This is a genomic window from Micromonospora sp. CPCC 206061, from assembly GCF_036906915.1.
Taxonomy (GTDB): Bacteria; Actinomycetota; Actinomycetes; order Mycobacteriales; family Micromonosporaceae; genus Phytohabitans.
The window spans coordinates 17,069-39,874 of the sequence record NZ_JBAKHX010000009.1; the positions used below are offsets into that span (position 1 = coordinate 17,069).

The 22,806-nt window shown below is 70.2% G+C and carries 20 protein-coding genes; all 20 read left to right on the forward strand.

Translation table 11 applies throughout. From position 1 onward, the window contains the following. Positions 1 to 72 precede the first annotated feature (72 nt). The 20 genes from V6V89_RS09695 (at position 73) to V6V89_RS09790 (ending at position 22,718) form a co-directional block, all read left to right on the forward strand. On the forward strand, positions 73 to 303 hold the full coding sequence (locus tag V6V89_RS09695) for a hypothetical protein (protein WP_334618675.1): 231 nt from the start codon (positions 73 to 75) through the stop codon (positions 301 to 303). Continuing rightward, the gene (locus V6V89_RS09700) at positions 300 to 2,732 is read left to right on the forward strand and encodes a nitrate- and nitrite sensing domain-containing protein (protein WP_334618676.1); all 2,433 of its coding nucleotides are present in this window, start codon (positions 300 to 302) and stop codon (positions 2,730 to 2,732) included. Before V6V89_RS09695 ends, V6V89_RS09700 begins: the two co-directional genes overlap by 4 nt. Further along, entirely contained in the window at positions 2,729 to 3,127 is a 399-nt protein-coding gene (locus V6V89_RS09705) for a roadblock/LC7 domain-containing protein (protein ID WP_334618677.1), read from the forward strand. Before V6V89_RS09700 ends, V6V89_RS09705 begins: the two co-directional genes overlap by 4 nt. Beyond that, the gene (locus tag V6V89_RS09710) at positions 3,124 to 3,741 is read left to right on the forward strand and encodes a GTP-binding protein (RefSeq protein ID WP_334618678.1); all 618 of its coding nucleotides are present in this window, start codon (positions 3,124 to 3,126) and stop codon (positions 3,739 to 3,741) included. Before V6V89_RS09705 ends, V6V89_RS09710 begins: the two co-directional genes overlap by 4 nt. 8 nt (positions 3,742 to 3,749) lie before the next feature. After that, positions 3,750 to 4,943 carry an ABC transporter substrate-binding protein gene (locus V6V89_RS09715; RefSeq protein ID WP_334618679.1) on the forward strand — a complete coding sequence of 398 codons (1,194 nt, stop codon included), beginning with the start codon at positions 3,750 to 3,752 and terminating at the stop codon, positions 4,941 to 4,943. An 18-nt stretch (positions 4,944 to 4,961) separates the two neighbouring features. Continuing rightward, entirely contained in the window at positions 4,962 to 5,804 is an 843-nt protein-coding gene (locus V6V89_RS09720; RefSeq protein ID WP_334618680.1) for a class I SAM-dependent methyltransferase, read from the forward strand. 157 nt (positions 5,805 to 5,961) lie between these two features. Beyond that, positions 5,962 to 6,822: a branched-chain amino acid ABC transporter permease gene (locus tag V6V89_RS09725; protein WP_334618681.1), complete on the forward strand. Its 861-nt coding sequence runs from the start codon at positions 5,962 to 5,964 to the stop codon at positions 6,820 to 6,822. Further along, on the forward strand, positions 6,819 to 7,817 hold the full coding sequence (locus tag V6V89_RS09730; RefSeq protein WP_334618682.1) for a branched-chain amino acid ABC transporter permease: 999 nt from the start codon (positions 6,819 to 6,821) through the stop codon (positions 7,815 to 7,817). The genes V6V89_RS09725 and V6V89_RS09730 overlap by 4 nt, the downstream gene beginning before the upstream one ends. Continuing rightward, complete coding sequence (locus tag V6V89_RS09735; RefSeq protein ID WP_334618683.1) at positions 7,814 to 9,490, forward strand: ATP-binding cassette domain-containing protein; 1,677 nt, start codon at positions 7,814 to 7,816, stop codon at positions 9,488 to 9,490. The genes V6V89_RS09730 and V6V89_RS09735 overlap by 4 nt, the downstream gene beginning before the upstream one ends. 17 nt (positions 9,491 to 9,507) lie before the next feature. After that, positions 9,508 to 10,146, forward strand: a complete 639-nt coding sequence (locus tag V6V89_RS09740; RefSeq protein ID WP_334618684.1) for a GNAT family N-acetyltransferase — start codon at positions 9,508 to 9,510, stop codon at positions 10,144 to 10,146. A gap of 673 nt (positions 10,147 to 10,819) precedes the next feature. Next, a complete protein-coding gene (locus tag V6V89_RS09745) occupies positions 10,820 to 11,662 on the forward strand; it encodes a hypothetical protein (protein ID WP_334618685.1) in 843 nt (280 codons plus the stop codon). 54 nt (positions 11,663 to 11,716) lie between these two features. Next, complete coding sequence (locus V6V89_RS09750) at positions 11,717 to 12,700, forward strand: hypothetical protein (RefSeq protein ID WP_334618686.1); 984 nt, start codon at positions 11,717 to 11,719, stop codon at positions 12,698 to 12,700. A gap of 2 nt (positions 12,701 to 12,702) precedes the next feature. Next, the gene (locus V6V89_RS09755) at positions 12,703 to 13,818 is read left to right on the forward strand and encodes a hypothetical protein (RefSeq protein WP_334618687.1); all 1,116 of its coding nucleotides are present in this window, start codon (positions 12,703 to 12,705) and stop codon (positions 13,816 to 13,818) included. Positions 13,819 to 13,966: 148 nt separating this feature from the next. Beyond that, positions 13,967 to 15,745, forward strand: a complete 1,779-nt coding sequence (locus V6V89_RS09760) for a S8 family serine peptidase (RefSeq protein WP_334618688.1) — start codon at positions 13,967 to 13,969, stop codon at positions 15,743 to 15,745. A 234-nt stretch (positions 15,746 to 15,979) separates the two neighbouring features. Beyond that, entirely contained in the window at positions 15,980 to 16,831 is an 852-nt protein-coding gene (locus tag V6V89_RS09765; protein WP_334618689.1) for a hypothetical protein, read from the forward strand. 29 nt (positions 16,832 to 16,860) lie between these two features. Further along, positions 16,861 to 17,721, forward strand: coding sequence for an SAM-dependent methyltransferase (locus V6V89_RS09770; protein ID WP_334618690.1), 861 nt, complete (start codon positions 16,861 to 16,863; stop codon positions 17,719 to 17,721). Position 17,722: 1 nt separating this feature from the next. After that, a complete protein-coding gene (locus V6V89_RS09775; RefSeq protein WP_334618691.1) occupies positions 17,723 to 19,069 on the forward strand; it encodes an outer membrane protein assembly factor BamB family protein in 1,347 nt (448 codons plus the stop codon). Positions 19,070 to 19,154: 85 nt separating this feature from the next. After that, positions 19,155 to 19,793, forward strand: coding sequence for a 2'-5' RNA ligase family protein (locus V6V89_RS09780; RefSeq protein ID WP_334618692.1), 639 nt, complete (start codon positions 19,155 to 19,157; stop codon positions 19,791 to 19,793). A gap of 22 nt (positions 19,794 to 19,815) precedes the next feature. Then, a complete protein-coding gene (locus tag V6V89_RS09785) occupies positions 19,816 to 22,044 on the forward strand; it encodes a tetratricopeptide repeat protein (RefSeq protein ID WP_334618693.1) in 2,229 nt (742 codons plus the stop codon). Further along, positions 22,041 to 22,718 carry an NUDIX domain-containing protein gene (locus tag V6V89_RS09790; protein ID WP_334618694.1) on the forward strand — a complete coding sequence of 226 codons (678 nt, stop codon included), beginning with the start codon at positions 22,041 to 22,043 and terminating at the stop codon, positions 22,716 to 22,718. The genes V6V89_RS09785 and V6V89_RS09790 overlap by 4 nt, the downstream gene beginning before the upstream one ends. Positions 22,719 to 22,806 lie beyond the last annotated feature (88 nt).

A 22,806-nucleotide genomic window follows, 5' to 3' on the forward strand; every position in this document is an offset into this window, starting at 1 on the left:
GTCGTACCGCCGTCCGCCGTGTACCGAGCGGGTCAGCCGGTGTGGGTCAACCGGCATGGCTGGTGGCCGGGGGTGACGCTGTTCGCCTCGCCGTCGGCCGCGGCGGTGCGGTACCGGTACAGCGATGGTCCTGGGACCGTCGTGGACACGGTGCTCCCGATGGACATCACGGTGCGGACCGAGCGGGATCCATGCGTGGACCGCGACTGGGACGACGTCGCGAAGGTGTCCTCACGTGGCGAGGCCGGCTGGGACCGGCACCCCAACACCGTGGTGCTCCTCTTGGGGACTGGGCCTTCGTGACCGAGCACCCGACACACGCGCGGCCGGGACGGCGGCGGCCCTGGCTACGCAACAGACGCATCCGGACCAAGCTCGCCATCATCCTGGCGCTGCCAATCTTCGCGGTCACGTCGTTAACGGCGCTGACGATCGTGTCGGCTGCTCAGCGGGCAACGGAGGCGGACCAGGCACGTGGGATGGTCGTCCTGGGCGGCACGGGCGCTCGGCTGGCGGAGCGGCTGCAGCAGGAGCGCGCGGCCGCGGCGTTGGTGTTCGCCGAGTCCAGCCGGGCTGAGGCTGTCGCCGGTTACCAGCGGGCAGCCGCCGCGACCGACTGGCTGGTCACTGAGTTCCAGGCCGAGCGCGCTCGCACCCGGCTGCCGGACACCGCCAGGTCGCTGCTTGCGCGGATCGACGACGAGCTGGCCGGCTTGGTGTCTCTGCGGCAGAAGGTCGTTGCGGCACCGGATGCGGTTCTGAGCGTCGTCGTTTTCCGGTATCGAGCGGTCATCGCGGACGTTCTTGCCTACCGGCAAGCGCTGGGCCAGGTCAGTGCGTCTGCGTCTACCGCGAACGGTCTGCGCGCCGCGGCGTCGCTGTCGCAGGCGATCGAGTCTCTGGGACAGTTGCAGACCGCCACCATCAGAACCCTCGCCGCCGGGCGACTCACTCCCGCCGGGCAGCAGGAGATCGTTGGCGCCGACACCGGTATCAGCGAGGCCCTGCAGGCGTTCAGTGATCTGGGGCCGGCTCATTGGCCGGCGGTGCTGAACACCAGGATCGGCGGCGGTCAGAAAATCCTCGAGTCTGAGCGGCTGCAGGGGGTCGCGACCCGGGCACAGCCCGGCGCGAGGCTTGAGCTGGATACGGATGCGCGCGGCTGGTCGACAGCGATCGCGGCCCGCATGGAGCTGATGCACGCCGTGGAGGCCAACCTCGACGGTGAGCTGCTGACCGCGGTCACCGCTGAGCGGGACGCGCAACTGCGAACGATCTTCGTCAACTCCGGTGGGGTCGGGCTGGTGGTGCTGATCGCGGTCGTCGTCGGGTGGTGGGTAGCCAAGTCCCTGACCGGATCGCTGACCCGGCTACAGGCCAGCGCGTTCGCTGTCGCGGTCCGTCGTCTGCCAGGAATGGTCCAGCAGCTGGACATCGACCACGCTGACCCGCAGACGGTCCACCGGCTGGTGGAGGAGGCGGCCGCACCGATCCCTGTCGACGGCACTGACGAGGTGGGCAGGGTGGCTGAGGCGTTCAACCTGGTCACGAAGTCCGCGGCGCGGCTGGCCGGGGAGCAGGCTGGGCTTCGCGCCGCCGTCGGTGCGATGTTCGTTGCGCTGTCGCGGCGGCTGCAGCTGCGGGCGGACGCGATGATGGTGAGCCTCGACGGCCTGGAACGCGATGAGCAGGATCCGGAACGGTTGCGGAAGCTGTTCGTTTTGGACCACACCGCCGTGCTGATCCGCCGGTTCATCGCGAACCTTCTGATCCTCGGCGGTGGCCTCGCGGGCCGGCCGCGCGAGGGCACCGAGCGGCTGCCCGCCGTTCTGCAGGCGGCGGGGCAAGGCATCGAGGCGTACGCGCGAGTGGACGTGACCGATGCCGACGACAACGTGCAGGTCTCCGGCCAGGTGGTCGACGAGTTGATCCACATGTTGTCCGAGCTGCTCGACAACGCCGCCCATTTCTCTCCGCCGGAGACACGCGTCGAGATCGAGGGGCGGCGGGTCGGCGACCAGCTACACATCCAGGTCCGTGACCAGGGCATCGGCATGGGCGAGGCGGAACTGCGGGCGGCTCGGGAACGTGTGGCGAACCCGTTAAGGCTGGACCACCGAACGACGCAACAGATGGGGCTGCCAGCGGTCGGCGCCGTCGCCCACCGTCTAGGGATCAAGATCGAGTTCCGGTCGCAGCCAGGGGCTGGGACGCGGGTCGACGTCACCGTCCCCAACAAATGGTTCACCAGCCAGGCACCCGTCGTGGAGCAGGAGACGACCGAGCTACGTGCCATCTCCGCCGAGGTGTCCGCGGCGCCGCCACCGACGTGGCCGCCACCTTCGCCGGCCGCGGCCCAGCCCACCGCCGAGCCGGTGATCTTCGAGCAGATGAGGAACGACCGGTCCTGGTTCCGCCCAGGCGACGGGGATGGTGCCGCGCCGCCCGCCGAACGGGCACCCGTCGGCGCGGCGACAGCATGGGCCGCCGTGGCCAGCGCGACCACCCTGGACGTCTCGGCGGCCCCGGAGCAGCGCACTGCCTCCGGACTACCTATCCGCCAGCCTCGCCGGGCGGCGATGCCGCCAGCAAGCAGTCAGACCGCAGCGCCAGCGAAACCGGTGCCACGCCAACCAGATCGGGTGCGAGCGCAGATGGCCGCATACCAACACGGGCTGACCAGGGCCGCACGGCGGCAAACCCACAACGTAGCGAGGACGACCGAACCATGACACCCGAGCACAACTGGGGCTACCTGCTGGATCAGCTGTGCGGGCAGGTCCCTGGAATCAGCCACGCGATGGCGGTAACCGCCGATGGGCTCAAGCTCGCCTTGAGTCGCGGCTTGCCCGCCGACCGCGCCGATCAGCTGGCGGCGATCACGAGCGGGCTGGCATCGCTGACCAACGGCGCCGCGGACCTGATGGGCGCCGCGCCCGTGGAGCAGAACGTCACCGAGATGGCGGATGGCTATTTGATCGTCATGGCAATCGGTGACGGATCGAGCCTGACCGTGCTGGCCACAAAGCACTGTGACCTCGGCCAGGTCACCTATGAAATGGCGGTGCTGATCAACCGCGTGGGCGGCGCGTTGGTCCCGGCTCCGAGGACGCCGCACCGGTCATGAGCACACCACAGGCAGCAGCGGGTTCGGCTAGCCCAGCGGGGACAGCCGCGGCCCGTGTCCACTCCGTGAAGATCGTCATCGCGGGTGGGTTCGGCGTGGGCAAGACCACGTTCGTCGGCGCGGTCTCAGAGATCCGTCCGCTGCGGACAGAGGAGGTCATGACGGCGGCGAGCGTGGGCCTCGACGACACCAGCGCCGTTCCCAATAAGGCGACCACCACCGTGGCGATGGACTTCGGGCGGATCACCATCGACAGCGCACTGATTCTCTACCTGTTCGGCACTCCCGGACAGACCCGCTTCTGGTTCATGTGGGACGAAGTGTGCCGGGGGGCTATCGGCGCCGTCGTGCTGACCGACACCCGCCGCCTCGAGGACTGCTTCTCGGTCATCGACTACATGGAAGAACGGCACCTGCCCTATGTGGTGGCGGTCAATGGCTTCGACGGTGCCCCGACCCACGAGACGGGCGAGGTGCGGCACGCGCTGGGCATCCCCGAGCAGGTGCCGCTGCTGCGCTGCGACGCCCGCGACCGCGACGAGGTCAGCCAAACCCTGATCGCGCTGGTCGAACACGTACTGGGCCAGCGTCTCACCCAACCCGCGACGAGATGAGGAGAAACATGACGCGACGACGAACGCGATGGCGCCTGGGCGCCGGGCTAGCGGCGGCCGCGCTGGCCATCGGGGGCTGTTCCGGATCCAGCCTCGATCCCGATGACCCGGCCGCCGCCGGCGGGCCGATCCACATCGGGCTGATGTGGCCGCAATCTGGCGTCTACAAAACGGTCGGCGACGACTTCGCCCGCGGCTGGCAGCTCTACCTGGACACCCACGGTGGCAAGCTCGGCGGCCGCGAGATCAGGACCACGGTCGTCGACGAGGCCGACGGAAAACAGTCCGCACGCACCGGCATCAAGAAGCTGATCGAGCAGGACCGTGTCCGCGTGGTGGTGGGCACGATCAGCTCCGACGCGGTACAGGCGATCCACCCCGTGATCACCGAGAAGAAGGTCCCGTACATCGCGACGGGCGGACGTCCCACCACGCTGACCGACGTGAGCCACACCTGGCACACGTCGTGGCAGAACCGCGACGCCGGCAACGCGATCGCGGATTACTTGCGCACGACTGTCAAAGGCCCGGTCTACGCGATCGGCCCGGACTACCAGGGCGGATGGGACCAGGTGAGCGGCTTCGTCGGTCCGTTCGTCGCCGGCGGCGGGAAGCTGGCCAACCCGGACGGCAAACCGACCTACACGCCGTTTCCTAACACGGACAACTTCCTGCCCTACATCAACGCGATCGCGGCGACCGACGCCCAGGCGGTGTTCTGTTTCTTCGGCGGCACCAACGCGGTGAACTTCGTCAAGCAATACGACCAGTCCGGATCGAAGCTGCCGCTGTACGCGGCCGGGTTCACCACCGAGGGCGCCGTCCTGGCCGCGCAAGGGCCCGCCGCCGATGGCATCTACTCCTCGCTGAACTACGCCCCGGACCTGGACAACGCCGCCAACCGCGCCTTCGCCAGCGCCTTCCAACAGAAGCACAACGCGATCCCGGACCTGTACAACGTCACCGCCTACGACGCCGCGCTGTTGCTGGATCGAGCGATCGCCGACGCCGGCCCGAACCCGACCAGCGAGTCGATCAACGCGGCGATCAGCCGGCTCGGCGCGATCGACAGCCCTCGGGGCCAGTGGCGGTTCGGCACCGAGCATTCCCCGATCCAACCGTGGTACCTGCGCCAGGTCCGCCCGGACGGGCGTGGCCGCGCCAACGTCGTCGTCCAGACCCTCACCACCCTCGGCCGATAGCCACCCAGGAGACGCCTCATGACCACCACCCCAGCACCGGACGTCGACGACGCCCCGCGATACACCTTCGACAACAGCCACGACCAGGAGGGCAAACGGCTGCTGTCGCTGCTGTCGGCCATCCTCGACGAGCACCACTCCATCGACGTGCTCACGCGTGTCGGCGTCACCCGCGGCTGGCGATGTTTGGACCTTGGCCCGGGCGCCGGCACCATCACCCACTGGCTGGCGAAGAAGGTCGGCCCCAGCGGCCACGTCACCGCGCTGGACCTGGACCCCCGCCACGTCAAGCCCGCCCCGAACGTGACCGTCGTCGCTGGCGATGTGCGCACCCTCGGCCTCGAACAGGCTCACTACGACGTCGTCCACGCCCGGCTGGTGCTGCTGCACATCCCCGAACGGGAGAAGGTCCTCGACCGGCTCATCTCCGCGTTGAAACCCGGCGGCGTACTGGTCGTGTCCGACTGGGACGCCACCCACGACGACATGCTGCTGGAAGCGCCCACCGAGACCGCCCGCGAGGCGTTCACCGCGTACCAGAACGCGCTGCGGGCCACCCTGCGAGCCAACGGCGCCGACCTCGGTTGGGCCTGGCGAGCGCCACTGGCCATGCGGTCGGCGCAGCTCGTCGACGTCACCGCCGAAGAACACACCCGGCTGTGGGCCGGCGGGGAACCCGGCTGCCTGCTGCACGAGAGCAACTCCCGGCAGCTGGAAGGAGCTCTGCTCACCCACGGCGTCACCGCCGAGCAGCTGCGTGTGCTGCGGGAGGCGATGCACGACCCCAAGACCCTCGCCTACTGCTACCGCATGTACACCACCGTCGGCTACCAGCCCAAGGGCTACCGGCCTCAGGCCTGACGACCTGAGGGGAATTCGAGGTGGGGAGGCAACCAATGCGGCGACGCACCGGCCATACCAGTGCGTGGCAGGGCGACACTGGCCACGCCGGCGTGCGCGCCGGCACCGGACGGGTCGGCGCGGAAGCGGCTTGGACGTCCGACGGGCGGGTGGGCTCGTGACGTACGCGGTAACCGCCGTGGATGGGATCGCGTTCGGGCTGCTGCTGTTCACCGTCGCGGCCGGCCTGACCCTGATCTTCGGCGTCATGGACGTGCTCAACCTCGCCCACGGCAGCCTGTACCTGGCCGGCGCCTACCTCGCGTACCTGCTCAGCGGCGGCGACCTGCTGAGGTTGGGCGCCGCGCTCGCCGTCGGCGTCGTTGTCGGCGCCGCCGGCGGCGCGGCCCTGGCCGCCGCGATGCGACCGATCGCCGGCCACGGTCACCTGGACCAAGCCCTGGCCACCCTCGGCATCGCGTTCGTGGCAGCGGACGGCTTCACCACCGGCTTCGGCGGCGCGCCGCTGCCCACCGACCCGCCCCGGCTGCTTGCCGGCAGCATCTCCCTGGCCGGGCACGGCTACCCGATCTACCGGCTGCTGTTCATCGCCATCGCCGGCCTGCTGGCCATCGGCCTGCACCTGGTCATCACCCGCACCCGCCACGGCGTCATGCTGCGCGCCACCGTCGCCGACCCGGCCATGGCCGCCGCTACCGGCATCAACACCCGCCGGGTGCAAGGCGCCGCGCTGGCCGCGGGCGGTGTCCTGGCCGTCACCGCCGGGGTCCTCGGCGCGCCGCTGCTGGGCCCGGCGCCGGGCGTGGACACCACCGTGCTGGTGCTGTCGTTGATCGTGGTCGTCATCGGCGGCTCCAGCTCCATACCCGGCACTCTCGCCGCCGCGCTGGTCGTGGGCCAGGTCCAAACCGTCGGCGTCATCGTCGCGCCCTCCGTCGCACCGTTCGCGCTGCTCGCGGTCCTGCTCGTGACCCTGACCGCCCGCACCCGCACCCGGCCGGCGGTGAGGCCCGCGTGAGCGTCGAGAGCACGACCGCCGAGCCGATGACCGTCGTTGACCCTGCCGGGCGGCAGCGTCACCCGCGGCCGCGGTCCGTCGGCGTCACCGCTGCCGTGGTGCTCACCGCGCTGGCCCTTCCCGCCGTCGTCGACGCCTACACCATCTCGATCGCCTCCACCGCGCTGGTACTGGCCACCCTCGCGATGAGCGCCCAGCTGGTGACCGGCGTGGCCGGGTTGCCGTCCCTTGGCCAGGCCGCGTACCTCGGGGTCGGCGCCTACACCGCGGCGCTGTTGGCAAACGCCGGCTACACCAACGGACCCACCCAACTCGCCGCCGCCGCGCTGACCGGTGCGGCCGCCGCCGCGGTGACCGCGCCGCTGGTGCTACGCACCCGCGGCACCACCTTCCTGATGGTCACCTTCGCGGTCGCCGAGGTTGGCCGCACGGCGGCCAGCCAATGGGCGGCCATCACCGGCGGGGACGACGGGCTGCACACGCCACCGGTCACCGTCTGGCCCGGCACGGCACCGCTGCGCGTGGACGGCTACATCTACCTCTATGTGCTGGTCTGCTTCCTGGTCTTGGCCGCTCTGGTGGCGCTGCTGCTGCGCACCCGGCTGGCGCTGGTCCTGCGCGGCGCCGCCGACCACGAGCCACGTCTGGGTGCGCTCGGCCACCGCGTCACCGCCGCTCTGACGGCCGGGTTCCTCGCCGCCGGCGCCGTGGCCGGCGCGGGCGGCGCCCTGCTGGTGGCGGTGAACCGCTACTTGTCCCCAGCCGACATGGGCCTGGACGTGTCCGCCCTGGCTCTGCTCGCCGCGGCTATCGGGGCGGGAAGCATGCGCGGCGCGGTCGCCGGCGCCGTCCTGGTGGTCGCTGTGCGCGACCTGCTGGGCACCGACACCGGCGGCCACGCCACCGCCGTGCTAGGCGCGGTGTTCCTGCTCGTCGCCTACCGGCGACCGGCCCAGGAGTGGCTGCGCACTCGCGTGCAGGGCGGGCGCCGATGACCGCCCTGCTTCACCTGACCGGGGTCGGCCGCCGCTTCGGCGGACTTGAGGCGCTGCGCGACGTGGCACTGGAGGTCGAGGCCGGCACCCGGCACGCCGTTATCGGACCCAACGGCGCCGGCAAAACCACCCTGCTCAACCTCATCGCTGGGGCGCTGCCCCCAACCGGCGGCACGGTGCTGTTCGACGGGCACGACATCACCGGGCTGTCCATGCCGGCACGCGCCCGGCGGGGGATCAGCCGCACCTGGCAGCATCCGGCGATCTTTCCGCGCCTGACCGTCTACGCGAACCTCGACCTCGCCCTACGCGCACCCGAGACGGGCGTGAACCGGTCCGACCGCAGGGGTCGTAGAGGCCAGTTGGGCACGCTCCTGGAACACGCCGGGCTCGCTGGTGACGTTGGCACCCGGGCGGGCGCGCTGCCCTACGGGCGCAAACGCCGCCTGGAACTGGCCATGGCGTTGGCGCAACGGCCCCGGCTGCTGCTGCTCGACGAACCCTCCGCCGGCCTGGACCCGATCGAGATCACCCATCTGATCGAGCAGATCCTCGCCCTACCCGCCGCCGTCACCGTGCTGCTGGTCGACCACAACCTCGACCTGATCTGGTCACTGGCGCACACGGTGACCGTGCTGCACCACGGCCGCCTGCTCACCACCGGTTCCATCGACGCGGTCCGCACCGACCCCAAGGTGCAAAGCGCCTACCTGACCGGCACGAGCCCACAGAACCCCCGGGTGGGACGCCGACGATCCGTCCCATCCCACCCCGGCGCCGACATCTCCAACCACCCGCGCCAAGCCGCAGCCGAGCAGCCCGAGCAGCCGGTTGTGCTGCGGGTCCGCGACCTGCGCGCCGGCTACCACGGCGCACCTGTCCTGCTGGGCGTCGATCTGGACGTGCGGCAAGGGGAGGCGTTAGCTGTGCTCGGCCGCAACGGCGCTGGCAAAACCACCCTGCTGGCCACCCTCGCCGGGCTGGTGCCACCTTATGCGGCCAGCCGCGTCGAACTCATTGGCCGTGTCCTGCCTCGTCGACCGCGGCCGCACCATCTCGCCCGTGCCGGCCTGGCCCTGGTACCACAGGGCCGACGCCTGTTCGGCCCGCTCACCGTCGCCGAGCACCTGCGCTGCGCCGCCGCCCTGTGCACCGCGCCGGCCACCCCGGGTGGCCGGTCATGGACCGTCGAGAAGGTCCTGGAACTGCTGCCCGCGCTCGCCACACGGATGCAGCACCGGGCCGACCGGCTGTCCGGCGGCGAACAGCAGATGCTCGCCATAGCGCGTGCGCTGCTGACCAACCCGCGGGTGCTTCTGCTCGACGAGCCGAGCGAGGGACTGGCGCCCTCGGTCATCGCACAACTCACCGACACCATCAGCACGCTCGTCGACGGCGGCCTGGCTGTGCTGATCGCTGAGCAAAATCTCGACCTCGCCACCGCGATCAGCGAACGGGTCCTCATCCTGAGTCAGGGCCGCATCGCCGTTGCTTGCCCCACGCACGAACTGTATGAGCCGGCACAGCGGGCCTGCCTACAACGCCTGCTCGGAGTAGCTGCGCCGACGACCGCCAGCCCTGCCCTCCGCTTGTCAGGCGAACCAGGCGACGTTGCGCCGCTCAACCCCGAAATGGCCCAGGACGCCGCGACCGGCGGGGATCCGGGGGAGTGATGTCGCGGATGACGACGATGACCGGCAGGCATGAAGGCGCCGCACCGACGGCAGCGCCCTCGGCGGAAACCGCGCGTGTACCGGGCGAAGCAGCCATGGTGCTGACCGCCGCCTACCAGCGGACCCGGCTCGGCGCATGGCTGGTGCCCTCCGGCGGTGAGCGCCGCGCGACGCTGGAGGGTTGGGCGGCACTCGTGCTCGAGGACGCCGCCACCCGTGGCGTCGTGGACGCGACCCGTGACCGGCACGCAGTCGCGGTGTGGCTTCCCGGCCCGCCCGAGCCGCCGACGGCCTGGTGGGCCGAGCTAGCCGCGGCAACCGGTCGCCACAGCGAGCGCTTCGAAGCGTTCCACCGGGCGCTATTGAGCCTGGCGCCGCCACCTGAGCGACACCACCAGTTGATGCACATCTGCGTCCACCCTCGCCACCGCGGGCACGGCCGCGCTACCACCCTGCTGGGCCACCGGCTTAGGGAACTCGACCGGCAACGCCTTACCGCCTACGCCGTAGCAACCAGCCCAGCGCTAGTGAAGTGGCTGACCCGACACCGCTTCCTGGCCCACGGCCCACCGGCAACCCCTCTCGACAAAGGGCCCGTCCTGCGGCCGATGGTCCGCGAACCCAACCGGCACCTACACCACCGGCCCGACCGGTAACAGCCTCGGTGTCTGCGCGAGTGCGGGACGAACGTCCCGGACAAACGCTGCGGCGCCACGAAGGCGGGGAGGTCCTTTGTGGCTGCAGGACCTCCCCGCCCACCCCTCGACCAGACCGATTCCCTCCAGTAGGAGCAATGATGACCGGCAGCATCCAAAGCGCACCGCGACACCGGTGGCGGTGGACGCGAGGTGCGCTCATCACCAGCCGGCTGTCAACACGGTGCGGCGCCCACCGGGCGGCGCTCATGACCACCATCCCGGGAATCCGCGGCCTGGGCTCCACTCGTTGGGCCACGGTTCCCATGCCGTCCGCGGTGGGCTCGCCACCCACTCGGATGGCCGCCGGAGGGCCGGACCACCCACCCAGCCCCCGTGGATCGCGGCTGGTCCGGCCCTCCGGCCCACTTGGACGTTCCCCCAGCGCGTCCGCTCCCGCCAGCTGGGGCCGGCGCCGGTCCGCTGTTGCAGCCCAACCCTGGTCCGCCGCTTCGCCCTAGGCCAACGACCGATGCCGGCGGCATCACCCCAAGCACAACACACACCGAAGCGCCTGCGCGAGCACGGACCGATCCACATCCCGTGTGGACGCTGCGGTGCGCCCCCAGGCGGGGAGGGCCGTGGCCTGCGGCCCTCCCCGCCAACCCCCAAGCCCCTTCCCGCATGGAGTGCCGTGAACAACACCGCAAGCCCCGAGCGGCGCCGGTCTCGGACGATCCGCCCCGTCCTTCTCGTCATGCCGGCGCTTGTCGTAGTCGTCGCGACGAGCGCGTTGGTCTGGCTACGCCACGGCGAGGTCAGCCCGACACCGGTGTCCGTTTCGAGCCCCAGCAGTTCGGCGCCGACCGCCTCGGCGTCGCCGGCGTATCGGGTGCCATGTCTCGGGGCGCTGGCCGAGCGGGTTGCTGGCGGCACGGACTCGCCATCGCAGGGTCGGTACCTCTATTTGCGGATGCGTCACCTGGCCGATCAGGACGGTGGACGACTGATGGCCAGCGACGAAGAGCAGTGGCGGGCCGACGATCGCTCGGGCCGGCTGGTGCGGAAGCCGGTGCCGGGGAACCCGTCGCTGCCGGCCGCCCGAGTCGACTACGGCCCCGGCGGGATGCACGGTGGGCTTGCCGATCCGACGGTGACCGATTTGCCGGCCTTGGCCGCCCAGCTCTCGAGGTCCCGTCCCCCCGTGCACCGTCCCGAGTGGTTGCTCCGCGCGGTGGTGGACGTCTATCAGGCGCAGTGGCCGCAGCGACCTACTCGGGTCGCGATGCTGCGGCTGCTCGCGCAGACGCACGGGCTGCGCTGCGAGCGGTCGAGCAACGTGGGCGTGCCGACGGTCGTGGTGTCGATGCGCAGCGAGGACGGCCGGACCCAAGACCGGTTGGTGATCGACGCGAGCAACGCCGGCCCGGTCGCCTATCGGGTGACCTGGGTCCGCACGCCCCCAGGCGCGGTGCGGCAGGAAGTGACCTGGCTCGCGCACGGACGCGTCGACGAGATCGGCGCGGTTCCCTCTTGATCCGCTCGGCCGTTGCGGAGCTCGGCAGACGCACCCACTGGACGGAGATCATAAATGAGCATCCATATACCGCCACCCGCGCCGCCTGACCGCCGCTCGAACCGGACGATCTGGATAGGCGTCGGTCTGGGCGCCGTGGTGGTCACCTTGTCCCTGGTCGCGATCCTGATCCTTGCCCAGGGATGCACCGACCACTGCCGCTCTGCCTCGCCGCGGCAGCCAGCAACGACGGTGACCGCGCCCGGCGCCCCGTCGACGACCACCGATGGTCCGGTGCGCACCGGGACACAGGCGCAGGATGAGCTTCGACGGCTCGCCGATGAGCTGCGGCCGTCACAGTCGGACGCCACGCAGGGCCCGTACGCGTACACGGAAGTCTGGCAGTGGGCCCACGGTCCCGACCCGGACGACCCCGCCCGCTGGCGGCCGATGGTCACCCGGCAGCAGCGATGGCGCGACGCGATCGGTGCCGGCCGTGAGGTCAGGTGGGATCACACGGGCGGTGGTTGCCGGCAAGACGACGGCGACGTTCGGTGGAGCAGCGGCATGCCCGGACTACTCCCGCCCGGGCAGGAGCCGGCCCGCGACGCCGACGGGCTACGCCGCCAACTCGGCACCCCGGACGGCTTCCGCCCCGGAACTGCGGTGTCCGCGATCGCCATGATGGCCGACGCCTCCTATCCGGACCTGCAAGCGCGGGCGGCGACCCTTCGGCTGCTGGCGTCGTTGCCCGGCATCGAACTCCAGAACGGTGCCGACCCGCTGGGCCGGCGCGGCGTGCAGGTCACCGTAGCCGAGCGGGACACCGTCGGCGGCCTGTTGGGCTTCAGCATGCTGTTCGACGCCTCCGGGCACCTGTTGGTGTTCGAGCGGACCGTCGTCGAGCCGCCGGCCACGCCGGAGCCCGGCTACGTGGAGAACGTGGTGGGCTACCGCCTCTACACCGCGGCCCAGCGCACCCGCTCCGTCGATAGTCCGCCGGCCGGCTGTGAGCACAACTCGGTGCCGCCGGGAACCGCCCACGTCGGAGGCCGGTGACGGTGGACAGCGTTACCCTGCCCGCATCCGGCCCACCGGCCCAGCCGACCGCCACTGCGGCCATCTGGGAGGTCCTGACTCCAGGCAAATGGTGGCCACTGCTGGTCGAACGGGCCGCCAGCTGCGCCCTGATCCTGTGCGCTGCGACCAGCCTGGTGATTTGGGCCGAACCCGCGAGCGGGCCGGTCGACCTGGCGCGGCCCCTGATGATCGGCGCCTGTATCGCGGTGCTGACCGCAGTCATGGGGCTTCGGTGGCGGCCCTTGTGGTCTCGGCGCCAGGTCCACCTAACCCGCGCCGGGATCGAAGTCGACGGCGGCCTGACACCGTGGAGTCAGATCGCCGCCATCGACGTCGTCGCCGCACCCGGCGGCGGCCGGTACCTGGACATGCGGCTGCACCACGGTCGCAGCGTGCGCCTGTGGAGCCTGACCGGCACCTATCCACTACCGGACCGCGCCTTGACCGCCAACACCGCCAAGCTCGCGGCCGTGGCCGCCACATACCAGCCGAGCGTGACGATCCGCTCCCGTCACCGCGCCTTCGTATTCAGCGCGTTGGCAGCGCTGCTGGTCATCGCCGGAGGGTCCAACCGAATCGTCGAGCGAGGGCTGATCGGCCCGTGGACGCACACCGTCCCGGCGGCCACCACCGCCTGCCAGGTGCTCGATAGCGTCGCGTTGCACCATGGCCCTTGGTGGCTCGGCCACCACACCGTCACCGCCGGCCGTGACACCTACGGCACCGGGACCTCCTGCACGTGGGACACGACCCGCGCTCCGACACCTGGGGGACAGGGCACGCCAACGCTGACACGGATGACGCTGCGGACCACCGTGCACGGCTGGCGCCAGCTGCGCAGCCCGGTCGCAGCGGCTGGCCGCGCCCACGCGATCCACCTCGGCAACATGCCCTGGGCAAGGCCGCTGCCATACATGCCGGGATCCGATGTGGTCATTGTCCTGGGCCGCGACTCGATCGCCGTGTACGGCCAGCGCGCCAACGTCTCGTTCAGCGTCAGTGTCGACTGCAACGCACACCTGACCGGGTGCCCACCGATCGCCGAGTTCTACGCCACCGGCATCGCGTACTGGGCCCTGCTGGGAATCGGCGCATGACCCGACAGCACCACACCGAATTCATCCACCGACGGCAGACCGCCTGCCGCTGGCTGATGCCGGCGGCATCAGCTGCGACAGGGGCGGCCCAAAAGCCCGTCTGGCGCGAACCGCACCAGACCCACCGGTAACAGAAGAGGAGAAATACGTGGGCATCAAAGCCCAAGCGAGGTCCCTCGCCGGAGCCAAGTCCCGACCCAAGCAGGCCATGCTGGCGGTGACGATCGGTGCGCTCGGCGTTGCCGCCTTCACGGTCCCGCTACCCGGCGCGGCCGCCGCACCGGCGGTAGCAAGCTCCGAACACCTGGTGGTCTACCGGACCGGGGTGAGCCGGGACGCAGCCCACGCGGCGATACGGGCCGCGGGCGGCACGGTGGTCGAGGAAATCGGCGCGGTCGGTGTGGCCACCGTCCGCACCACCGACCCCGAGTTCGTCGAGAAGGCCTCCGGCCAGGCGGCCATCTTCGGCACCACCGAGGCCAGCTCGGTGATCGGTCAGGGTGAGCAGCGTAAGCGCCTGTTCGGCGGCGACGTCGCCCAGGACGCGAGCACCGGCACGGCCACCATCCGGCGTGCGAAGCCAGCCGGCGACGATCCGCTGGCCCCTGCCCAGTGGGGTAATCGGCTGATCGGCGCCACCGCCGCTGGCTCGTACGCGCACGAGCGGGGAAGCCGCGCCGTGCGGGTCGCGGTCATCGACACCGGGGTGGACGCCTCGCATCCCGATCTCGCCCCGGTCCTCAACCGGCGACTGAGCCGGAACTTCACCATCGACAACGAGGCCGGCATTGATGACGGCCCGTGCGAGGTGCCGTCCTGTGTCGACCCGCCAGATGTGGATCCGTTCGGCCACGGCACCCACGTGGCCGGCACGATCGCGGCAGCGCTCAACGGGATCGGCACCGCCGGTGTCGCACCGGGCGTCGACCTGATCTCTCTCCGAGCCGGCCAGGACTCCGGATACTTCCTGCTCCGCCCGTTCCTGCTGGCCATGGTGTACGCGGCCCTGAACGGTGTCGACGTGGTCAACCTGTCGATCTATCTGGACCCATGGCTGCGCAACTGCCGGACGAATCCGGCTGACTCGCCGGCGGAGCAGGCCGAGCAGCGCGCCAGGATCGAGGCGGTCCTGCGGGTCACCCAGTTCGCGCGCAGCCAGGGCGTCTCCATGGTCGCCGCCACCGGCAACGAATGGGTTGACCTCGGCAAGCCGCACGCCGACGGGTCCAGTCCCAACTTCCCAGCCGGCGCCGCACGCGACCGGCAGATCGACCCGAACGACTGTCTGACGCTGCCGTCCGATGCGCCCGGCGTGCTGGACGTGTCGGCCGTCGGGCCGCCGAACGAGGACGGCGAATTCCGCAAGGCGTACTACTCCAACTGGGGTGAGCCGGTCGTCGTCGCCGCCCCCGGCGGCGACAGCCGAGAGTTCTTCGGCAAGCCGGGATACAACCGGCCCGAGAACCGGATCTTAGCTCCTTACCCGCTGGCCGTGGCGCGGGAGTGCGGTGAGGTCGACGCGGAAGGTGTACCGAACGGACTGACCACCTGCGGGCCTGTGCCCGGCTCCCAGCCACGCACGACGCCGCTGGTGCGCGACTGCGCTCCCAGCGCCAGCGGGGCATGTGGCCTGTACGCGTATGCCCAAGGCACGTCGATGGCCTCACCGTACGCGGCGGGCGTGATGGCGATCATCGTGGCGCAACGCGGCCATCGCGACCGGCTCCATGGCGGGGTCACGATGAACCCGGACCAGGTCGAGCGGCTCCTGCGCGAGACCGCGACTCCCGTCGCCTGCCCGGACAGCAACCCGTACGTCTACCCCCACGCACCCGAGGTCTACGACGCGGTATGCGAGGCGACGACGCACGGCAACGGGTTCTTCGGCGCCGGGCTGGTGAGCGCGGACCGGGCGTCAACGCTCTAGAAGCCCCGCCGTTACGACCCTCGGTGCCCGTCGCGGGAGTCACCACGAGCTCGTCCGATTCAAGGCCCTGCTCGAACCCGGTCAGATACGCCGGCACTGACCGGCGTCGATGACGGGTCGAGCCATAGCCCGCACCCATCGCTGGATCGGCGACGACCGGCCGCAACACCCCAATTCCCTGGTCCCGGCCACACCTCTCGGCCGGGACCAGGGCCCCATGATCGAGGAAATACCATGATCCGTTTCTGGACGTACCACCTGACGGACTCCGAGCTGACCGAGCGGGTCGTCCGCTACGCGGCTCCGGACGTCATCGCGGTGCAGGGTTTGCCCGGCCAAAGCCAGGACCGTGCTGAGGCGGCACTGCTACGCCTGGCGGACGCTACCGGGCTGGTGTGCCGGCTCGGGCGCGACCACACCGGCCCGGTCGCGGCCGTGCGCGGCGGCCATGACCTCGCGGTCGGGATCATGTGGCAGCGCGAAGTCTGGGCCGACCGGTTGGACATGCGTGTCTACACCGGCCCGGAATGGTGGCACGCGCTGCTGCTGGTGGAACTGCTCGTCGAGGATCGCTGGGTCTGGCACGGCAGCTACCACGCACCGCCGGCCGAAGGCGGCCGGCGCCGGCCCAACGAGGCGATCCAGGTCGTCACAGCCATGCAGCGCGCCTGTCCTGGGCTGATCGGCGGCGACTGGGACAACGAGTACCACTACCTCGATCGCCATGGTTTGTGGCTGGCCAATCCTTCGCCCGGCGCTGTCTTGCTCAACCCGCACGACGGCGTGGACCGGGCGGCAGCGAGCATCCTGTGCGGCGGCCACCTGTACGACGCCGCGGTCAAGCTCGGCCCACGCCGGCCTGTCACCACCGGGCACTGGCCGGGGGCAGAGGACGGATACCGCGCCGCCGACTCGGTTATGGCCACGGCGGATGCCGTTGACGCCATCCGCGAGCGGCTAATCCTGCACACCGACGAGGCGCGCCGAGCGTCCGGTCACACGCCGACCGGCGTCCTCTACGACCCCAGGGCGATCCACACCGCCCCACCACACCACCAGCCATCCACGATCGACGTCGTCGCCTGATGTTGGCCACGGCACCAAGGGAGACCAGCGTGGACAGCACGCAGTACGACGAGATCGACCGCCCCTTCTGGGTAGACGGTTCGCGGCGGATGACCGGCCCAACGGTGGCGGGCATTTACGACGCGTTGCTGGGCGGTGGTCACAACACCGAGAGGGAGCGGTGCGAGGCCGAGAAGATCACAGTTGTCGACCCGCGGGCGCCGCTGGTGGCCCAGACGAACCGTGCCTTCCTCAACCGGGCGGTGGGTGCCTTGGCGCAGATGGGGGTGCGCCAGTTCATCGATCTCGGCTCAGGCTTTCCCACGCAGGGCAGCGTCCACGAAGTCGCGCAGGCCGTGGCGCCTGACGCGCGGGTCGTCTACGTCGACATCGACCCGGTGGCGGTCGCTTTCGCCCGCGAGTTACTGCTGGACAATCCGAATGCGTCTGCGATCCCCGGTGACCTACGGCGCCCCGACCAGTTGTTGTTCCGGCTCACCGACCCGCGTCTGCCGGTCGACCTCAACCAACCGGCCGCGCTGCTGATGGTTGCCGTCCTGCACTTCGAGCACGACACAGACCCCTACGCGTTGGTCGAACAGTACGTTCGCGCGCTCCGCGGCGGCAGCTTCCTGGTCTTCTCGCACCTGGCGAAGGAGTCGTTCGGGGCCGATGAGGTGGCCCGGGTGCGGCAGCAGTACGCCGCGGCGGGCCAGGCACCGCCGGTGGTTCGCACCCATGACGAGGTCGCCCGGTTCTTCGACGGTCTGGAGATGGTGGAGCCGGGGTTGGTGTATGCGCCCCAGTGGCGCCCGACCCAGGCGGACGTGCCGTGGGAGTTTCCCGACGATGCACGGCGGTCCGGCACGCACGTCGGTGTCGGCTGCAAGACGGGTCAGGCGGGTGGTTGAGGTGTGCGGACGAACCCGCCGCTGGCTGGCATACCTGGTAGCCGCCTTTTGTATCGCCGCGGCTGGTTGCACGGTGCCGAGCCTCTCACCGCCTGAGCGGTCACCCGGCGTGGTACGGCTGCCATCCCTGCCGAACGTGCGATCCGGGGTTTGGTCGGCCCGGATCGTGTCGAAGGGGTACTTCGATCGGTTTGGGCAGGTTGGGCAGGTGCTGGTGTACCGCGATGGCAGCGACCTGGTGGCCGCCGACCGGTCTACCGGGGTAGCCAGGTGGCGGCGTGCGGTGCCCGGCCTCCTACGGATCGTCTCGGGTCTGCTCGTGCTCGTGGCCGAGGCGCAGCTGGGCAGCGATGCCGGCTCGGTCGAGGTCATCGACCCGGCGACCGGCGCGACCCGGTGGCGGGTCACCGGGCATATACAGCAGGTCCATGTGCTCCAGGACGCTGTGTACGAGACCACCTGCCAGCTGGCTCCGAGCAATTTGGGGCGCGGCTGCACCACCACCGCTAGGGAGGTTCGCGACGGCCGGGTCCGCTGGTCCGCACGGGGCGTCGGCCTGTCGGGGGACTTGATCGGCCCTGCGGTTCCCGACGTGCCGCCCGGGCAGCGATACCTGCCGGTCTACGGTGACCGCACTGAAGCCCTGATCGACACCACGAATGGGCGGGTCCTGCGCGCCGCCGCGCGGACGGGGACGTCCTGGTACGAATTCGCCGCTGGACCCGTTCTGGTGACCACCGACCATGACCCGCCTGATAGTGATTCGGCCTGCACGATCACCGTGTCCGCGATCGACGTTCGAACGGGCGCCCGGGCGTGGGCGCACCCCCTCTACAGTGGCCGGCGCGCCGACGGCACGTGCGCCAAGCGGCTGGCCGACCACGAGAATCAGGACAGAGTCGTCATCGGCGCTGGCACGTGGATCGCGGCCGCGACCTCGACCGGCCGGCCGCAAGCTGTCGACCTGAAGACGGGGCGCCCGCTATGGACGGGCAGCGAACCAGGGATCCCGATCGACGGCACCGATCGAGCCATCCTCGTGCGCAGGCAGGCTGATGCCGGCGGCATCGCGATGCTCGACGCGCGAACCGGTGCCCTGCGGTGGACCGCACCCGACCCCGGCCTATCGGGTAGGTCGGTGAGCTGGCACACCGCTGTCTCCCAGCGGCTGGTCGCTGTAACCGGCGCGGTCGGTGACCGGCCACGAGTCGTCGTCTATGAGGCGATGACCGGGCGGCAGCTGGGGGTGTGGCCGGGATGGCTGCATGGGGTGGGGGAGGACTGGGTCGCGGTCACCCATGACGGACGCAACGACGACACCATCACGCTTGACGTGATCTCGATCTGAACTGGTCGAACTTTTCCGGGAGCCGCAGATCGCCAGGCTCCGCTAACTGTTCGCGCGATTTGGACAAGTTCTGGAGAGGGATTACATGAACAACTTTTTCGCGGCTGTGAGTCACCGCTGGCCAGCTGGCCGTCGGGACTACCACTGGCACATCCTGCCGCCTCGCCATGCCGCCGACGCTCTGGTCGAGCCGTACCTGCCATTGACCGGCGGTGTTGGACTCGCACGCGTGCGCCCGGAATGGATCCACGTAACGGTGCTGCACTCCGCCCCGGTCGTCGACCTAGACCGGGCAGTTTTAGAGCGGATCGTGGACCGGGCCAGGGCCGAGTGCGCACACATTCCGGTGTTCGACCTGACCCTGGATCGCCCGGATCTCGGCCCGGTGGCCGTCGAATGCCCCGGCCGGCCCGGCGGACCCGCCCGGCGGCTCTGGCAGCTTCTGGCTGACATCACCACGGCGGAGACCGATGGTCAGTACACGACCCGACCCGAGGTCTACTATCCACACGCCTCAATCGCTTATGCGACCGCTGACGGCATCGATTCACGCTCGATGGCGGTATGGCTGTCCGATTGCGACGCTCAACCAGTCACCTTCCGAGTAGACCGCGTATCGCTGGTCGCGCAAAGCCATGACGGGCAGCACATCACATGGTCCCCCGTCCTGGACGTGAACCTGGCGCCGGCCTCGGTAGACGAACCATCAGCGGAGAGTCGATGAGTGTGATTGTGGTGGTGGTGCCGTGATAGACGAGTACCTGCTCGCGGCTGTGGTGTCCACACTCGTCGGTGCCACCGTCGAGCGGCTCGGCGAGGCAGGGCGGATTCTGGTGGGCCGGCTGCGTCGTCGGGCCCGTGAGGATCCGCAGACCGCGGCCGTGCTGGAGGGCGCCCGCGCATTACCCCATGATCAGGCGCTCATCGCGGCGCGTACCGCGCTGGCGCGGCTGGCGGCCGCGGCACCGGACGTGGCGGACCTGGTGGTGCAGGTGGGAACTCAGCTGCCGGGGCCGCGGCAGCTACCGCTCGCGCCGGCGCGGTGGGTGGACCGTGCCGGCGAGCTCGCCGCCGTCCTTCATGCGATACGCGACGGGCAGCGGCGGCTGGTGATCAGTGGGCTGCCCGGCGTCGGCAAGAGTGCCCTGGCGCTGCGCGCGGCCGCTCAGGTGTGCACCGAAATGGGCATGGCGCCGGATGGGCAGCTGTATCTCGACCTCACCGGGCCCCAGCCGCTGCCTATCGAGGAGGCGCTGGGCCAGCTCCTGCGTTCGCTGCGCGTGCCGGCGGATCAGGTCCCGAGCACCGTCGCGGAGCAGGCGGCGCTGTGGCGGACGGTGACCACCGATCGCCGGCTACTGATGGTCTTGGACGGCGCCCACTCGCCAGAGCATGTGCGGCCGCTGCTGCCCGCGTCCAACGACTGCGTGGTCTTGGTCACCGCCCGCACCCGGCTGCCCGAGCTGGCGGTCGACGGCGCTCACGCCATACACCTGGCGCCGCTCGCGCACACCGACGCGATCGATCTATTGAGGCAGTTCCTCGGCGACGCTCGGGTCCGGCAAGACCTGGCCGCTGCCGAGGACCTGGTGCGCGTCTGCGGCGGTCTGCCACACGCGGTGACCCTCACGGCCGCCCGCCTCGCAGCCCATCCCCGTTGGTCTATTCGTGATCTCGTGCCGATCCACCAGGATCTGCAATCTTTTGGGGGAGTACCCTCGATGGCTTTCGCCCTAGACATGGCGTACCGGGGTTTGTCGCCGGACGCGGCGCGCTGCTTTCGGCTCTTGGCGCTGCACCCCGGCAGCGAGTTCGGGTCAAAGGTCGCCGCCGCCGCGCTGACCACCGCACGCGACACCGCTGTTGCTCTGCTCGATGAGCTCGAAGCGGCTGACCTGCTGGAGCAGCCGGTGCCGGGACGCTGGCGCTACCCGCAGAGCGCCCGAGAGTACGCCCTGATCGCGGCCACCGACGACCCGGACCGGCGGCAGGCCCGGGAACGGATCATCCGCTGGTATCTGATGATGGCGCTCGCATCCGCGCGGCTACTGACTCCTTACATGCGGCATCTGACCTCGATCGCGCGGGAGCTTGCGCCGGCGCCGATGCCGGTCTCCGGTCGCGCCGACGCCCTGGGATGGCTGGAGCAGGAGAGGCTCAACCTGGTTGCAGCCGTTACCGAGAGCGCGCAGTGGTCGCCCCGATTGGCATGGCAGCTGGCCCACGTGATGTGGCCGCTGTTTCACCTCAACCGCCATCACCGGGACCGGGAATGGATTGACCAGGTAGCGGTCCAGTGCGCCCGCCAGCTCGGCGATCCCCAACTGGCCGACGCGCTGACCAGGCAAGGCTGGGGCCAGTTCGACCGCGGCGACCTCACCGGAGCCGCTGCCACTTTCAGCGAAGCGCTGCTGTTGGCGGAGCGACTCGACGACGCGACCCGTGCCGGCGCCGCACTAGACGGACTGGGCAACACGCGGCTAGCCCAGGCCAACACGAACGCCGCCCACGATCTGTTCGCCCACCAGTTGGCCTTGGCCGAGGAGCAGGCCGAGACGCGCCCGATCGCGATGGCCCTGCACAACCTCGGCAAGGCCGACGCTGCAGCCGGCCAGATCCAGCAAGCCGCCCAGTACCTGGAAGGCGCCCTAGCGTTGTTCGCCGACCTGGGAGACCTCGACCATTACAACGAGGCTCTAACCGCCATCAACTACGCCCGGGCGCTGGTCGACGCCGGCCATACCGACAAGGCCAGCAAGCTCCTCGACGATGCATTGGCCCGCATGACGGCACTCGCCTCGCCACGAGGACAAGCGCTCGCGCATTGGATTCTCGGCCAGATCGCGCACCGTAGCGGCCGCATCGACCAAGCGATTGACCATCTGACATCCGCACGAGACCTGTTCGACCGGCTTGGCGACCGGGAAACCGAGACGGTAACGCGGTTGCTTTCCAACATCGAGGGCAAGCCATGAGCTCGGTCAGCGATCGGCCCGGGCGGGAGCGGGACCTCGAGCAGGCCGTGGTGCGCACCGTGGTCGGCGTTCTCGCCGACGCGGGCGTCGAGGCCGTGGTGCGCCTGCTGTGGCCGCCAGAACCCCACAGCGAAAAGGCCGAGGATGTGGTGCTGTACCAGGGGGGCCGCGTGGATGTATGCGTGCGGCGCCATCCAGGAGCCGGCGTCGATGGCTACGTCTACACCCGCTGGTACGGCGATAGGCCCATCGTCGCTGTGCTGCCATTCCGAGGCCTGCCGGTTGGCGGGTGGGAGGTGTTGCTGACCGACGAGGTCGTGCCGGCCTGGCACGGGCAGGGACTGTCGGCCATCACCGGTACGCCTGAATCCGCCGATCCGGTAGACGACGCGGTGCGGGAGTTAGCCGAGGAGACCGGCTACGAGGTCGCCGCCGACGAGCTGATCTCACTCGGTCACGTCTACGCCAGCAAGGGTTCCTCCAGCCGCTACGTCATGTACGCCGTAGATGTGACCGAGTGCGAGCCCGGCGTTGCGACCGGCGACGGCAGCCCGATTGAATCGGCCGCTACCCCTGTGTGGGTGCACGTCGACGCCGTATGGAAGGTGCGGCACAGCGTGGTCCACACGATGGTGGACCGCCTCGCGAGGCGAATGGCCAGCGACTTACCGTGACCGTTCAACAGCATCCGCTTGCCCAGCCGTCGCCGCGTAGGAAGCCCGTGCTCAAGGGACCCGATTGCCGGCCGCGCCAGTCCTGCTG